Origin of the sequence: Asticcacaulis sp. AC402 (assembly GCF_000495835.1) — a bacterium.
Lineage (GTDB): Bacteria > Pseudomonadota > Alphaproteobacteria > Caulobacterales > Caulobacteraceae > Asticcacaulis.
The window spans coordinates 109,786-124,430 of the sequence record NZ_AWGC01000001.1; the positions used below are offsets into that span (position 1 = coordinate 109,786).

At 60.5% G+C, this 14,645-nt stretch carries 14 protein-coding genes; all 14 read right to left on the bottom strand.

Annotation, left to right across the window (positions count from 1 at the left end; genetic code table 11):
• Positions 1–2: 2 nt before the first annotated feature.
• The 14 genes from ABAC402_RS21695 to ABAC402_RS0119550 all read right to left on the bottom strand — a co-directional run bounded on the left by ABAC402_RS21695 (position 3) and on the right by ABAC402_RS0119550 (position 14,555).
• Positions 3–368: a response regulator gene (locus tag ABAC402_RS21695; RefSeq protein ID WP_023447705.1), complete on the bottom strand. Its 366-nt coding sequence runs from the start codon at positions 366–368 to the stop codon at positions 3–5.
• A gap of 1 nt (position 369) precedes the next feature.
• Positions 370–702 carry an STAS domain-containing protein gene (locus ABAC402_RS39595; RefSeq protein ID WP_082179817.1) on the bottom strand — a complete coding sequence of 111 codons (333 nt, stop codon included), beginning with the start codon at positions 700–702 and terminating at the stop codon, positions 370–372.
• A 268-nt stretch (positions 703–970) separates the two neighbouring features.
• Positions 971–1,897 (bottom strand): response regulator, encoded by a 927-nt coding sequence (locus tag ABAC402_RS21705; protein WP_023447707.1) that lies wholly within the window; start codon positions 1,895–1,897, stop codon positions 971–973.
• A gap of 126 nt (positions 1,898–2,023) precedes the next feature.
• On the bottom strand, positions 2,024–4,666 hold the full coding sequence (locus ABAC402_RS21710) for a PAS domain S-box protein (RefSeq protein ID WP_235079886.1): 2,643 nt from the start codon (positions 4,664–4,666) through the stop codon (positions 2,024–2,026).
• A gap of 61 nt (positions 4,667–4,727) precedes the next feature.
• A complete protein-coding gene (hemN, locus tag ABAC402_RS21715; RefSeq protein WP_023447709.1) occupies positions 4,728–6,104 on the bottom strand; it encodes an oxygen-independent coproporphyrinogen III oxidase in 1,377 nt (458 codons plus the stop codon).
• A gap of 155 nt (positions 6,105–6,259) precedes the next feature.
• Entirely contained in the window at positions 6,260–8,446 is a 2,187-nt protein-coding gene (locus ABAC402_RS21720; protein WP_023447711.1) for a heavy metal translocating P-type ATPase, read from the bottom strand.
• Entirely contained in the window at positions 8,443–8,592 is a 150-nt protein-coding gene (gene ccoS / locus ABAC402_RS21725; protein WP_023447712.1) for a cbb3-type cytochrome oxidase assembly protein CcoS, read from the bottom strand. Before ccoS ends, ABAC402_RS21720 begins: the two co-directional genes overlap by 4 nt.
• Positions 8,592–9,098, bottom strand: a complete 507-nt coding sequence (locus tag ABAC402_RS39025) for a FixH family protein (protein ID WP_023447713.1) — start codon at positions 9,096–9,098, stop codon at positions 8,592–8,594. Before ABAC402_RS39025 ends, ccoS begins: the two co-directional genes overlap by 1 nt.
• Complete coding sequence (ccoG, locus tag ABAC402_RS21735) at positions 9,073–10,485, bottom strand: cytochrome c oxidase accessory protein CcoG (protein ID WP_023447714.1); 1,413 nt, start codon at positions 10,483–10,485, stop codon at positions 9,073–9,075. The genes ABAC402_RS39025 and ccoG overlap by 26 nt, the downstream gene beginning before the upstream one ends.
• Positions 10,486–10,572: 87 nt before the next feature.
• Positions 10,573–11,469, bottom strand: coding sequence for a cytochrome-c oxidase, cbb3-type subunit III (gene ccoP / locus ABAC402_RS21740; protein WP_023447715.1), 897 nt, complete (start codon positions 11,467–11,469; stop codon positions 10,573–10,575).
• A complete protein-coding gene (locus ABAC402_RS39600; protein ID WP_023447716.1) occupies positions 11,462–11,614 on the bottom strand; it encodes a cbb3-type cytochrome c oxidase subunit 3 in 153 nt (50 codons plus the stop codon). Before ABAC402_RS39600 ends, ccoP begins: the two co-directional genes overlap by 8 nt.
• Positions 11,611–12,360, bottom strand: a complete 750-nt coding sequence (ccoO, locus tag ABAC402_RS21745) for a cytochrome-c oxidase, cbb3-type subunit II (RefSeq protein ID WP_023447717.1) — start codon at positions 12,358–12,360, stop codon at positions 11,611–11,613. The genes ABAC402_RS39600 and ccoO overlap by 4 nt, the downstream gene beginning before the upstream one ends.
• Positions 12,361–12,370: 10 nt before the next feature.
• Positions 12,371–13,828, bottom strand: coding sequence for a cytochrome-c oxidase, cbb3-type subunit I (gene ccoN, locus ABAC402_RS21750; protein ID WP_023447718.1), 1,458 nt, complete (start codon positions 13,826–13,828; stop codon positions 12,371–12,373).
• A 19-nt stretch (positions 13,829–13,847) separates the two neighbouring features.
• Entirely contained in the window at positions 13,848–14,555 is a 708-nt protein-coding gene (locus ABAC402_RS0119550; protein WP_023447719.1) for a sulfite exporter TauE/SafE family protein, read from the bottom strand.
• Positions 14,556–14,645 lie beyond the last annotated feature (90 nt).

The following is a 14,645-nucleotide window of genomic DNA, read 5'->3' on the forward strand; positions in this document are numbered from 1 at the left end:
GGCTACGGGCAGACCTTGTTGACGACCGCAACCAGTTTGTCAGGCGCAAAAGGCTTGACGATCCAGCCTGTCGCACCGGCAGCACGGCCGGCGGCCTTCTTGTCTTCGCCACCCTCCGTGGTCAGGATCAGGATGGGCGTTGAGCGAAACTGCGGCTGGGCGCGCAATTCCCTGACCAGGGTGACACCGTCCATGTTCGGCATGTTAATGTCGGTGAGGATAACATCGACGGGTTGTGTCTTGACGACGGCCAGGGCCTTGACGCCGTCCTCGGCTTCAAAGACCTCAAAGCCGGCGTTGCGAAGAGTAAATGAGACCATGTCACGCATGGTTTTGGAATCGTCTACGGCAAGTACGCGCTTCGACATGTTAGTGCGGTTCCTTGAGGAGGTTGAAATGCTCGGGGCCGTCCAGGCCGGCCATGGCGAGCGCCTGGGTCAAGGCCGGTGACAGCGGGGTGATGTCAAACTCCAGACCCTGTGCAGCGAAGCTGAGCCGGGCGGACCACAGAACCTGAAGACCGGCTGTGCCGATACGTTCGACGCGGCCGCCATCGATCCGGCAGGGCGTGTGGCTTCCCATCTGCCCGAGCAGAGAGACCTTCAATGACTCCGCCGCAGCGCTATCTATCACCGTCGGCAAGTTTAGATTGAACATGACCTGGACTCCGCGATGCCTTTTTGCTGCGACGCTGCAATCCATTTCGTAATTATAGGATATTGGTTTCCGCCTACTTAACGGGGGGCACCATCAGTTCTTTTCCATTTCAAATGAAATTCGATACTTTCAGTGTTTTGCAGTAAATTTCTACGCAATTTACGTCTGTTAACGCTTATAGCGAGATAGCTTTAGGTAGAATCGCCATCTCGCTCTAAGTTTTTGTTTTGTCGCGCAATTTATCCGAAAAGTGCTGCACACTTTATCGGATTGCGCTCTAGCTTTTTTTGTCACGCCCATCCAGAAACGTGAGTCACCCGTTTCGGGATGAACCCTCCTCACCCGACAGGTTAACGACACACCGGACACGGTTGCCTTTACCTTCGTAAACCAGGGTATCAAACGACAGCAGGCGCGCGGTCGCTATACCGCGGCCATGCGGATCGGTAGCGCGTTCAGGGCTGAGCTCAAGGTATGACTGGAACGCGAAGCCGGCGCCTTTGTCCTCAATGCAGACACTGACCTCGTCAGCGCGAGACTCGATTGTCAATTCGGCAAAGCGCTGCGCTTGATCGGCAAGGGCCAGACGGCGGTCGACCTCCGCCTCCCATTCGCCTTCGACCACCAGTTTCGTCTTTTCGGCGTAGCTGATCCCCAGGTTGCCATGCTCGACAGCGTTGATCATCAATTCGCTCAGACCGTAGACAACGCGTTCCGGTTCGGGAAAGCAGTTGGCAATGAAGACAGCGAGGTTGCGGGCATCCTCAAGCGTGCGAAACCGGAAAGTCCCATGCTGCAACAACCCCAGGACCTTGCGGTGGCGGCGAACGTCGCCGAGCAGCTCTTTGCGGCGGCGGGCGTCGTCCAGGGCGGAACGGACCAGGCTGAGAAGAATCTCCGCCGCATAGGGCTTGGTCAGGTAATAGAAAACCCCGGCCTCGATGCCTTGTCGCACCTGATCATGCGACGCTGCCGCCGTCTGCATGATGACCGGGATGTCGCGGAATCTTGGCTCGGCCTTCAAGGCGGACAGGCAGGCCATGCCGTCCATGTTCGGCATCATCCGATCAAGGACGATAACCTCTATATCGGGATGCAGGTCAAGCAGGGCCAGGGCTTCGCGGCCATCGACTGCCAGAACGGGATTATAACCGGCGTCATCCAGTATCTCACCCAGAATGTCGAGATTGAAATCTTCGTCGTCGACAGCCAAAATCTTGGGTCGGGTTTGCGAATCCATGTTTGTCTCCTCGTCACCGCCAGGGCAGGATGGCTTTAGGTAGAATCGCCATCCCGCTCGAGGTTTTTGTTTTGTCGCGCAATCTATCCGAAACGTGCTGAACACTTTATCGGATTGCGCTGAAGCTTAACCGGCAAGGGCGATTTCGACGCTTTCACGCGGCAATACGAAGGTCAGGCGCGCACCCCTGGGTGCCAGGTTTTCTGCCCAGATCGTGCCGCCGTGGGCGTCAATGATCTGGCGGCAGATCGACAAGCCGAGCCCCGTCCCGCCCGCGCCCGAACGCGTCTGGCTCGACTGGACGAAGGTCTCAAAAATGTGCTCGAGTTCACCGTCCGGGACGCCGGGCCCCTCATCGCTCACAGAACACACCAGCCCATCAGGCGTATCTTCGACGCACACTGTCACATCGCCGCCCTCCGGCGAAAACTTGATGGCATTGGACAAGAGATTGACCAAGACCTGGATCATGCGTCCGCGATCGATCGTCACGACCGTATCGGCAGTCTTCCAGGCCACCGAAAGATTGAGGTGGCGCGCCTTAACCAGCGAGTCCAGTTCCATGCAGCTGTGTTCAATGACGTTGCGCAGATCGTTCGACGCCAGGTCAAACGTCATCTTGCCCGATTCCAGTTTCGCCAAGTCCAACAGGTTGTTGAGCAGGCCGAGCAGGCGCGATCCGGCGGTCTGGATATTGCCGAGATACTTTGCCAGCTTTTCGCTGGCATCGCCCGCCGGCAAGCTGACCAGGCGCTTCTCTCCCATAACGGCGTAGTTCAGAATGGCGTGCATCGGCGTGCGTAGTTCGTGCGACATGTTGGATAGAAATTCCGACTTGGCGCGCACCGAGGCCTCCGCCTGTTCCTTGGCCTGCCTCAAGTCCGATGTCTGCGCCTCGACGAGTGATTGCAGGTGATCACGGTGCTGGGTCAGCTCACCCTCCAGGCGCTTGCGCTCGGTGATGACCTCGGTGAACATGATGATGCCCATGACCATGTCGTCCTCATACCACGGATGGAAGGCGTAGCTGATCCATTCCTCCCCTCCGCCCGGCATGGGCACCAGAGCGCCGGCATTGGTAACGATCTCACCGGACAGGCAACGGCGATGCTCGTCATGCCAGAACTCAGCCTGCTCCGGCGCAACCTGATACAGCGTCCGCCCGATCGGATCGCTGTCGTGCAGGCCGTAGTCACTGCGCCAGCGCTCAGACACCATCAGGTGGCGCAGTTCGATGTTGAAGACGGCGATGGCCGCGGGGGTGTGACGGAAGAAGATCTCGAGATGCTGCGCGGTACGTTTCAGGCGGGTCTCGAAGGCCTTTCGGTCGGTAATGTCGGTGGCCGCCATGATGAAGCCCTCGCAGCGCCCGGCGCTGTTGATGCGTGGTGTGGCATTGGCCAGCATCCAGCGATAGTCGCCATCGACGCGTCTCAACCGGAACCAGCACTGGAAGGCCCTTTGCTGCGCGACACCTTCCGCAAACTTGTCGGCACAGGCTGCGACGTCTTCGCCATGCACGTTCGCCAGCCAACCGGCGTCCATTTCCTCGGTCAGTGTCTGGCCGCGAAAATCAAGCCAGGTCCGGTTGAAGAAAATGCAGTCTCCGTCGAGATCGGTGATCCACAGCAGGTTGGGCGTGCTGTCGGCCAGGGCGCGAAACTGCTTTTCGCTATCAGCCACCTTGGCCTCCGTGGCCTTGCGCAGGGTAATGTCCTGCATGAAGCCCTCGATGGTAATGACGCCATCGCCGTCTCTCGATTTGACGTGGCCGTTGACGCGGACCCAGACCGGCCGGCGCGAACTACCGTCAGGACCAGAGCGCGGCTGGAGGCGGAATTCGATTTCGAACCGGTCGGCGGATTCCAACTGGCGTCGCAACCCCTGAAGCACAGCCGCGCGCTCGGCATCGGGGATCAGGTCGGCGAAATGCCGCTCCCTGCCTTGGACGAAGTCGGAAGCCGGATAGCCCGTCAGAGCTTCGATATGGTTATTGACGAACTGGATGGTCAGATTGTCATCCAGCCGGCATTCGAAAATGACGGCGGATATGTGCGTGATAATCGAACGGTATTTTCCCAGCAGCTCAGCATTTCTGCGGCGCAGAACGGCTATCAGAGCTGAGAAAGCCACAGCAAACAGCCCTGCCAGGGCCAAACCCACCTCAAGGGCGCCGCGGATAAGCGCTACCTTGGCCTGATATTGCCGGACGCTCATATCGACACCGACAATGCCGGCCTGGACGCCATTGCGATAGATCGGCGCATAGGCGCTCAGGAAGGTGCCGTATTCGTCGGTATAGGGCTCACTCTCAACGATGGCCTGCCCGGATCGAAGCGCCTTGACCAGGGTCGGCGAAGGCTCTTCATACACTTGCATGACATCTGATGGAATGACCGTTTCGCCCGCCCGTGGAAGGGCCGCGTCGAGAACGATGCAGGTCGCTTTGCTGCACGGCACGACGGTATAGACATAGATGAGGTCGTCATTCGCCTTGAGGATGCTCAGGTAAGGCGCAATCAGGCGCCGGTAGTCCGCGTCCGCCTTCTGTTCCGGTCGGACCATGGTGGCGTGCAGATCCACATCGGTCATATCGGCTGCCATAACCGCCAGATTGCGCAACCGCCCGTCGACAATCGCGTCGAGTTGCTCGACGGTTTGGTGATAGATAAATCCTCCCGCCACCACCGATCCGGCAAAGATTGTTACCCCGACGCCGAGGGCGAGGGGATCCAGCCAGGACTTCACTTGCTTAAAAAGCCGCTTCACAGGCAATCCCCGATTGATTTTCGCAAAGGATTGCAGCAGCGTCTTAAAAATTCATAACCGGTCACGCCACTCTTGAGTAGCGCTGCGTGCCATCTTCACGGCTGGCGTAGCGGTCAAAAACGCACGCGACCGGTCGCACCAACATTTTCAGCGGATTGTCGAAGGTCACAACCCGTTTGTCGATCGTCACCAGGCCCGCCTCTGCAAAGGGGGCCAGGGCGTCCAGTTCCTGATCCAGATCATCAAGGGCGCGGCCGAGACGGGCGAGTATTTCCCCCAGGTCGACGCGGAAAAAACACATGAGCTGGCTGATGATTTCGCCGCGGACGCGATCATCGCCACGGTACGCCCATCCCCGGACGGTGGGCAGAACGCCGCTCTTCACCGCCGTCTGGTAGCTGGTGGCCTGGGTGATATTCTGGGCCAGACCCTGATCCAGACCGCTGATGGAAGAGGCGCCCAGACCAATGAGACGATCATTGGGCAGGTCGGTATAGCCCATGAAATTGCGCCGCAGCGTGCGGTCGCGGACTGCCCGGGCCAGACCATCGTCCGCGCGTGCGAAGTGGTCGATGCCGACGGCGACATAGCCCATGGCCTGCAGTTGCGAAGCGATCTGAAGATATTGCCGCGCCTTCTCCCCCGTATCGGGCAGCGCGGCCGCGTCGATCAGACGCTGGTGCTTTTTCACCCAGGGAACGTGGGCATAGGAGAAGGCGCTGATCCGGCTGGGGGCCAGTCTGGAAACGTCTTCAAGGGTGCTTTCAAGGGTGGTTGCCGTCTGATGCGGCAGGCCATAGATGAGGTCGATCCCGAGGTCTGCGATATCGTGCGCATACAGCAGATCACAGGCTTTCCTGACCTCGTCCATGGGCTGGATGCGGTTGATCGCCGCCTGGACCTGCGCCTGTGTATCCTGCACGCCGAGACTGACGCGGTTGAAACCCGCCAGGGTGTAGGCCAGAACCTTATCACGGCTGACGCGGCGCGGATCCAGTTCAATTGAAATCTCTGCCCCCGCCTCAATATCGAAGGTCTGATGCAGAACGGTCATCAACCGGGTCAGGCTGGCCGGCGTCAGAATACCGGGCGAACCGCCGCCAAAATGCAAGGCGTGGACGCGCGGTCGGAACGCCAGGACATCAAAGATCAGGCGGATTTCGGCGATGAGGTTGTCGACATAGGCTTCGACCGGGTCGTAACGGCGCGTTATCTGGGTGTTGCACCCGCAGAACCAGCACATCTGTTCGCAAAATGGCACATGGACATAAAGCCCGACGCTCGTCTGCGGTGTCAGAGCCTGCAGCCAGGACGCATAGGTCGTCGTGGTAACGGGCGCAAAATGATGCGCCGATGGGTAGCTGGTATAGCGTGGCGCTTCCCTGCCCAGCCATTGCAGATGATCGTGTTCCTGCCAGGACCGTTCGTTCGAATGCATCTCAGCTTTCCTTGCCTGCACGGGACGGAATCGTGAGTCACAGCCGCCCACAGATCCGCACTAACCCATCTGCTCCGGCCCGCCTTGTCGCAGATCAAAAAAACGCGAAATTACGCCCCGCCGGGCGGTCTTGCCCCGGCGCGGATTGAACCTGTTCATGCCGGCGTCCGCCATTTCAGCCGTAAGGCATTCAACACGACAACCAGCGACGAGGCCGACATGGCGATCGCGGCAATCAATGGCGTCACCAGTCCCAGAATGGCGGCCGGTACGGCGACCAGATTGTAGGCCAGGGACAGGAAAACGTTCTGACGCACCAGTCGGCGCGCGCGCCTCGCGACGTCAAAGGCCGTAACAACCGACGAAAGGCCATCTCCGCGATAGACAAAATCTGCAGCGGTCTGGGTGATGTCGACGCCGCTGGCCGGCGACATCGACACCGTCGCCGCCGTCAGGGCCGCGGCGTCGTTCAGACCGTCGCCGATCATCACCACCCGCTTGCCGGCGTCGGTCATGGCCTGTATTGCTGCCACCTTTGCAACCGGATCCAGTTCGGCGCGGACATCGGAAATGCCCAGACGCGCGGCCAGAGCGGCGGCAACGGGCCTGCGATCTCCCGACAGCATGACGATATGCAGCCCGCGCCCGGCCAGCCTGAAGATCGTATCCTGGGCGTCCTCACGCTCGAGATCGGAGAACTTCAGACGCACGAAGGGCGCGTTGCTGCGCCGGTACCATAGTTCCATGGCGGTGTCGCTGCTGGCCGCAATGTCCAGCCAAGCCGCCTTGCCCAGTTGGATACGTTCACCGTCAAACTCAGCCTCCAGCCCGGCGCCCGGATGATCGCGGACCACAACGGTCGGCAGGTCGAGACCTTCGCCATGGCGGGCCAGCGCCTGTGACAGGGGATGACGTGACTGCGCGGCCATGGCTGTAGCCAGGGCAAGATCCGCACCCGTAAGGACATGGGTATTGACCCATTGCGGCTCTCCCCGGGTCAAGGTGCCTGTCTTGTCAAAGACGACGGTATCGACTTCGGCCAGGGCCTCGAGCGCGTCGCCCGACTTGACCAGGATGCCACGTGAGAACAGGTGCGACGACGCCAGCACATGGACCACCGGCACGGCCAGGCCGAGCGCGCAGGGACAGGTGATGATCAACACGGCCATGGCTTTCAGAAGTGCCTCTTCCCAACGCAGGCTCGACCCCATGAGCGCATCCCAGACGAGCCAGCCGATGAACGTCGTCAGAGCAAGACCGTGGACCACCGGCGCATAAAGCTCGGCGACGCGATCAGCCAGGCGGCGAAAGGGGGACTGCGACTGCTCGGCTTTTTCCATCAGGGCGACGATGTTCGACAGCAGGCTTGAGTCCGCTGCCGCTGCGATGGCAACCGTCAGGGGCGCCGATTGGTTGATCGTGCCGGCATGGAGCTTATCGCCCACAGTCACCGGGCGAGGGACGGTCTCGCCGGTCACCAGCCGCGTGTCCAGCTCGGACGTCCCGGTCAGGACCACACCATCGGCGGCAACCTTTTCCCCGGCAGCGACCAGCAGGGTCTGGCCCGGTTGCAGATCACGAATACGGACGCAGCGGATGCCGGCTTCCTCGATGACACGAGCCGTGCCTTCGAGCATGGCCAATAGCCCCAGTGCTGCGTCTCGCGCAACGGCTCGGGCCTTGACGTCGAGATAGCGCCCGATGAGCAGGAAAAAGAGCAGCATGATCGCGGCGTCGAAATAGACATACTGCCCGTGGCGTACGGTTTCGAACAGCGACAGCGCATTGGCCAGGATGACGGCCAGGGAGATTGGCACGTCCATGTTTGTGCGGCCGTGACGCAGGGCCGAAAGGGCCGACCGGAAGAAGGGGCGGCCACTATAAAGGGTCGCCGGCATGGCAATCAGCCCCATGACCCAGTGCATCAGATCGCGCGTCGCCCCGTTCAGCGAAGCTTCCGGCAGGAACCACAATGGGTCGACGAACAGCATCACGGCAAGGGTGGCAAAACCGGCGACGGCCAGGCAGGCCAGCAAAAACCGTTCCTCGGCCCGCGCTGCCTGCGCCTTGCCGTCGGGATCGAACGGGGCGACATGAAAGCCAAGAGATTCCAGCTCTTGCGCGAAAGAATTGGCCCGGTCAGGACCCGATAGCCTGGGCCAGGTGACGCGCAGGCGCTGGGTCGACATGTTGACGCGCGCCTCGACCCCGGCATGCGCCATAAGCGCCTGTTCGATCTTCCAGGCGCACGTGGCGCAGCGCATGCCTTCGACCTGCATGTAGGTGGCCAGACGGTCGTTCTCGTCGCGAGCAAAACAGCCGAAATCGATCGCCGCCGTCATGACACATCGTCATCCGGCTTCAGGATTCGCGCTGCGTGGTCCTCCAGATCCTCGAACTGACCGTTGTGCAACGCCCACAGGAAGGCCGCCAGTCCAGCCAGGCCGAGGACAATGGCCAGCGGAATGAGGACCAGCATGATAGCCATCAATCGACCTCGATCTGAGCGGCCGCCTGGTACTGGCGATCCTTTTGTTCGGCTGTCACATGGACGTTCCACAGGCCTTTCGTCGGCAGCGGCGCCTCGACTGAATAGGCACCGGCGCCGTCATGGCGCAGATCGAAACCGCGATCCAGCGTGCCGTTGGACGGATGAACGAACCAGGCGCGAACGCGCGCGCCTTCGATTGCGTCGCCAGCGTGATCCCTCAAGCGAAAGATCAGGCGGCCGTCAGCATAGGCGATGTCCGATTGCCAGGCCATCTGAGCCTGAGCATTTGCCTGCGCCAGGGTGTCATTATAGGCCAGGCCCTTTTCATAGGCGTTTTCGGTAACCGCGTGGGGCGGGTGGCTATAGGCGATGACCACGAAGCCAATGAAGGCCGACATGAAGGTGACGTAAAATGCGGCAATCAGCCAGGGCACGATTCGGCCGCGCTGCCGGTCACGTTCGGCGCTCGGGGCCGGGTCAGGGCTGGATAAAATAGCTGACATGCGAGGCTGCCTTTCCGGAGTCGCGGTCCATGAGATGGAAACTGATGGCTTTACGCCCAACCTGGCCCGACCGGGCGACAAGCTGGACGCGGAATTCGCCGACGCTGTTGGCCGGAACGCGAAGTGACGGCACGACGACATCGCCGGCGGCCAGAAGTTCCATCGATCTGACGGCGATGCCTTCCGCCGTCACGACATAGTCACGGTCGAAGTGCGTCTTGTTCAACACCTTGAACTGATACGAGTTGCGGATGTCGCCGTTCGACAGCCGGACATACTGCGGCGACCGGCTATGGATGATATTGAGGTCGGTCTGGGTGCGCGTGACGATGGCCCCGAACATCAATGCGCCGACCAGCGAGATGATACCAGCGTAGAAGACCGTCCGTGGCCGGATCCATTTCATCTGACCGCGCGTGGCTGGCTCGCCACGGGCAATTTGGCCGGCTCGACGTTCCTGATTGGTTTCCGTGTCATAGTGAATGAGGCCCTTTGGCAGCATCAGCTTTTGCATGACGTGGTTGCAGGCATCGATGCACAGGCCGCACGAAATGCACTCGTACTGCAGACCATCGCGGATATCGATCCCCATGGGACAAACCACCACGCAGGAGTCACAGTCGACACAATGACCGCGCCCTTCCCAGCTCTCCCCCTGCTTGTGCCTGCCGCGCGGTTCACCGCGCTCCTGGGCATAGGAGATGATCAGGGTGTCGCGGTCAAACATGGCCGATTGAAATCGCGCATAGGGGCAAACATATTTGCAGATATTCTCCCTGGCGAATCCTGCCATGAAGTAGGTCGACAGGGTCAAGGAGACGATCCACACCCAAACGTCGGAACTGAGTGTTCCGTGCACAATGCCGTCGACCAGCGCCGGTGCATTGTTGAAGTAGAAGACCCAGGCGCCGCCGGTCAGCAGGCCGATGATCAGCCAGACGGCATGGGTCAGGGTCTTCTTCCACAGCTTTTCCAGGCTCCACGGCGCTTCGTCCAGACGTTTGCGGGCATTGCGGTCGCCCTGGACGAAGCGTTCGACCCAGACAAACAGATCTGTCCAGACCGTCTGGGGGCAGGCATAGCCACACCAGGCACGGCCCAGCAGCGAGGTGACGAAAAACAGGCCGATGGCTGCGAGTATCAGGATGCCGACCAGGAGGTAGACTTCCTGTGGCCAGATTTCGATGCCGAAGAAGTAGCCGCGCTGACCTGTCAGGTCGATCAGGATCGCCTGATCCGGGACGTGCGGTCCGCGGTCGTAGCGCAGCCATGGTGCGCCGTAATAGATGCCTAACAGTCCCAGCATCGCCGCCCACTTCAGGTTACGAAACAACCCCGCAACCCGGCGCGGATAGATCTTTGGCGCCTTTTCGAACAGTTGGGCCATTGGACCAGGTTACTCTCGTGAACGGACGTGAACATTAAACGGAGGCGGCGACGCCCGCCTTGACGCGGGTCAAACCGGGCAGTCAGACTATTCCCCCCCGCCCAGACCATGGACATAGATCGACACCATGCGCTGGTCGTCGGCACTGAGACGGTGTTTCCACGACGGCATGACGCCGGCGCGCGCCCGTGTGATGGTTTCGACCAGAGCTTTCTTGTCGCCACCGTAAAGCCAGATGGCATCGTTGAGACGCGGCGCACCCAGGGTCTGATTGCCCTCACCGGCGGCGCCATGGCAGGAGACGCAGTTTGTCGCAAACAGGGCCTGACCGCGGCTCCAGGCGGCGGACGGCGCCGCCGGAACCCCCTGGGGAAGCTGGCCGGTAAAGTCGGCCAGATCGTCAATCTCCTGCGGCTGAAGAATGGCGCCAAAAGCCGGCATAAGGGTAGAATGGGTGTCGGGGTCTACCGACCGAATTCCGACCTGGATCGTCGTATGGATATCGTCGATACTGCCGCCGTATAACCAGTCGTCATCGTTGAGGTTGGGATAGCCACGACGCCCTTCCCCGCCTGCACCGTGACAGGCGGCACAGTTTTCCTTGAACACGACGGCGCCACCTGCCCGGGCAAATTCGTAGAGCGCCGGGTCGTCCTTGACCTGTGTGAAGCTGGCAACGTGAAAGCGCTGCAGATAGACGCCCTGACGCCGGGTGATCTGCGCCTGATCCTGCTGCAGTTTGTTGTACTGAGTCCAGCCCGCTACGCCCTTGCTGTGTCCGTCCAGGGTCGGCCAAGCCGGGTAGACCACCCAATAGCCGACCGCAAAGATGATGGTCATGAGCCAAACGATCAGCCACCATCGCGGCGCCGGATTGTTGAGCTCCTTAAGGCCATCCCATTCGTGACCGGTGGTTTCGACACCGGTCGCCGCATCGATCTCGCCGGCGGGTTCGGACTTCGGGGGTTTGGGAGATTTAACCATTGTCCTTATCGTCCTCCTGCAGGGGAATGAGGCCATGGGCCTTCATGGCCTCACGGTTGCTGGGCCACAGGACCCACACACAGATAGCCGAGAAGCTGAGGGTGAAGACGACCAGCACGGTCAGGCCGATAAAGGTGGTGTTCATCTCACGGTTTCCGCTTTTTTCTTGAGCTCGTAGTCAGGGTTGTAGGTAGTAAAATCGACCTGCGTGCCCAGTTGCTGGAGATAGGCCACGAGGGCGTCCATCTCCGTGGGTGTGCCTGCGCTGCCGCCATACAGTTGCGGCGACACCTTTGGACCGTAGCGCTTTTGCAGCTCGGTAGGGTCCTCATCAGGCATGGTCTGGATCTGCAGGTCGATGACGGCATTGGCGATATGGTCACGGCTATAGGGCACACCGACCGCGGCCAGAGCCTTCATCCGGTCCGCCATGTCCCACGTACGGACTTCGGTCCTGGCCAGGAAGCCATACCGCGGCATGATCGACTCCGGCACAACCTGGCGTGGGTCGGTCAGGTGTTCGATATGCCAGGTGTTGGAGTATTTGCCGCCGACTCTGGCCAGGTCCGGACCGGTCCGCTTCGATCCCCATTGAAAGGGATGATCGTACATGCTTTCCGCGGCCAGGCTGTAGTGTCCGTAACGCTGAACCTCGTCGCGCAGCGGACGAATCTGCTGCGAGTGACAGGTGTTACAGCCCTCGCGCAGGTATATGTCCTGACCCGCCAGTTCCAGAGGCGTCAGGGGACGTACGCCCTTGACCGGCTCGATGGTGGTTTCCATTCGAAACAGGGGCACGATCTCGACAATGCCGCCAATGGAGACAGCGACGACAGCGAAGATCAGAAGCAAGATCGAATTGCGTTCGAGTTTTTTGTGCGATTCCAGCATGTCGCTCTCCTTATTCGGCGGCCGCGAGCGCGGGCTGTGCGGCGGCTCCGGCCGTGGGCGATGGCAGCTTGATCGTACGCCACATGTTGTAGACCATGATCAGTGCCCCGATCAGGAACAGCCCACCGCCGACCGCACGGATGATGTAATAGATGTGCTTGGCCTGGACGGTTTCGACGAAGCTGTAGGTCAGGAAGCCCATGTCGTCGTAGGCACGCCACATCAGGCCTTCCATGATGCCGGCCACCCACATCGAGGCGATGTAGACAACGATACCGACCGTCGATATCCACAGGTGCAGGCTGATCAGGCTCCTGGAATACATGCCGGGCTTCTTCCACAGGTGCGGCACCAGGTAATAGATGGCGCCAAACGAGATGTAGGCGACCCAGCCCAGAGCCCCGGCATGAACATGGCCGATGGTCCATTCGGTATAGTGCGACAGGGAATTGACGGTCTTGATTGACATCAGCGGACCTTCAAAGGTCGACATGCCATAGAAACTCAAGGCAATAATCATGAACTGCAGGACGGGATCGTCGCGCAGCTTGTGCCAGGCGCCCGACAGGGTCATCATGCCGTTGATCATCCCGCCCCACGACGGCATCCACAGCATGATCGAGAAGGTCATACCGAGCGTCTGAGCCCAGTCGGGCAGAGACGTGTAAAGCAGATGGTGAGGCCCCGCCCAGATGTAGATAAAGATCAGCGACCAGAAGTGGATAATCGATAAACGGTAAGAATAGACCGGTCGATCGGCCTGTTTCGGGACGTAGTAGTACATCATCCCCAGAAAACCGGCAGTCAGGAAGAAGCCCACGGCATTATGGCCGTACCACCACTGGATCAGGGCTGATTGCACACCGCCCCAAAAGGAATAGCTCTTCACGGAGACCAGCGAGATCGGCAAGGAGATGTTATTGACCAGGTGCAGGATCGCTACGGTGACAATAAAGCTCAGGAAGAACCAGTTGGCGACATAGATATGCTTTTCTTTGCGCATCGTCAGGGTCATCAGGTAGTTGACGAAATAGACCACCCAGACCACGGTCAGCCACAGGTCGGCATACCATTCCGGCTCGGCATATTCCTTGCCTTGCGTGACTCCGAACAGGTAGCCCAGGCCGGCCATCAGGATGAAGGCCTGGTAGCCCCAAAAGTGAAACCAGGCCGCCTTGACGCTGTAGAGCCGGGTATGGCAGGTGCGCTGGACGACGTGATACGAGGTGGCGAAAAGGATATTGCCGCCAAAGGCGAAGATCACCGCAGAGGTATGCAGTGGCCGCAAACGGCCGAAGTTCAGCCAGGGCTCGAGGTTGAACACCGGCCAGGCCAGTTGCAGGGCCAGCAACAGACCGACCACGAAACCCGCGATCGCCCAGGCCATGGCGGCGATGGTGAAATATTTGATGATGGTTTCATCGTACCGTGGTGCCGCCTGAGGCGAAGCCGGACTGGTTGTTGTCACTGTCGTGCTCCGTTGCGCGTCATGTGGCCGAAAGGGCCAGCAGGACCACGCCGTTGATACCGAGAGCCGCTAGGCTCAGGCCATCGCGCAGTCGCGGATGGCTATTCAGAATTTGACCGCCGGCCAGGCCTATCCCCATCAATGCGGGCATTGTGCCCAGCGCAAAAGCGAACAGGCCGGCGGCACCCAGCCAGGGGTCGCCATGGGCCGCCGATGCCATCAGGGCGGCGAAAACCACGGGACAGGGCAGCAGGCCGAGCGCCAACCCAAGTCCAAAGCGGCCGGCCGTCCCGCGCACCTTCGTCAGGCGGGCCATGGCTGAGACCGCACAGGACGGCCGTGGCAGGGGCAGGGCCGGCAGAGAGAGCCCGGCCTTGCGCAGAAATCGTTCGGCGAAGACCGCCAGAAAAGTAAGGGCCACCAGCACCAGCAGCAGATGGCGAAGGACGACAAAAACCTCACCCGACGCGACCAAGCGCAGGCTGATCCCGCTGACGGCGCCAAGCGCGGCGTAGGTTGTCGCGCGGCCCAGATGGTAGGGCAGCAGCAGACGGGCAAAGCCGCCCTGATCCCGGACCTCAGCTGACTGGCCCAGAACGAATCCCGAGCACATGGTCGCACAGTGGGTGAGACTGCCGCCCAGACCGGCAATAAACAGCGCCAGAACCAGGGGCGTGCCAAGGGGTAAGGCTCCGCCACACGCCTGAATCCAGCCCCATATATCCACGCAACCTCACTCAAGCCTGCCATGACCGGCGTTGAAAACAGCACGCAGGATCAATTGTTGGAAAGCTGGATGACAGGTTCGGGCAGGCGC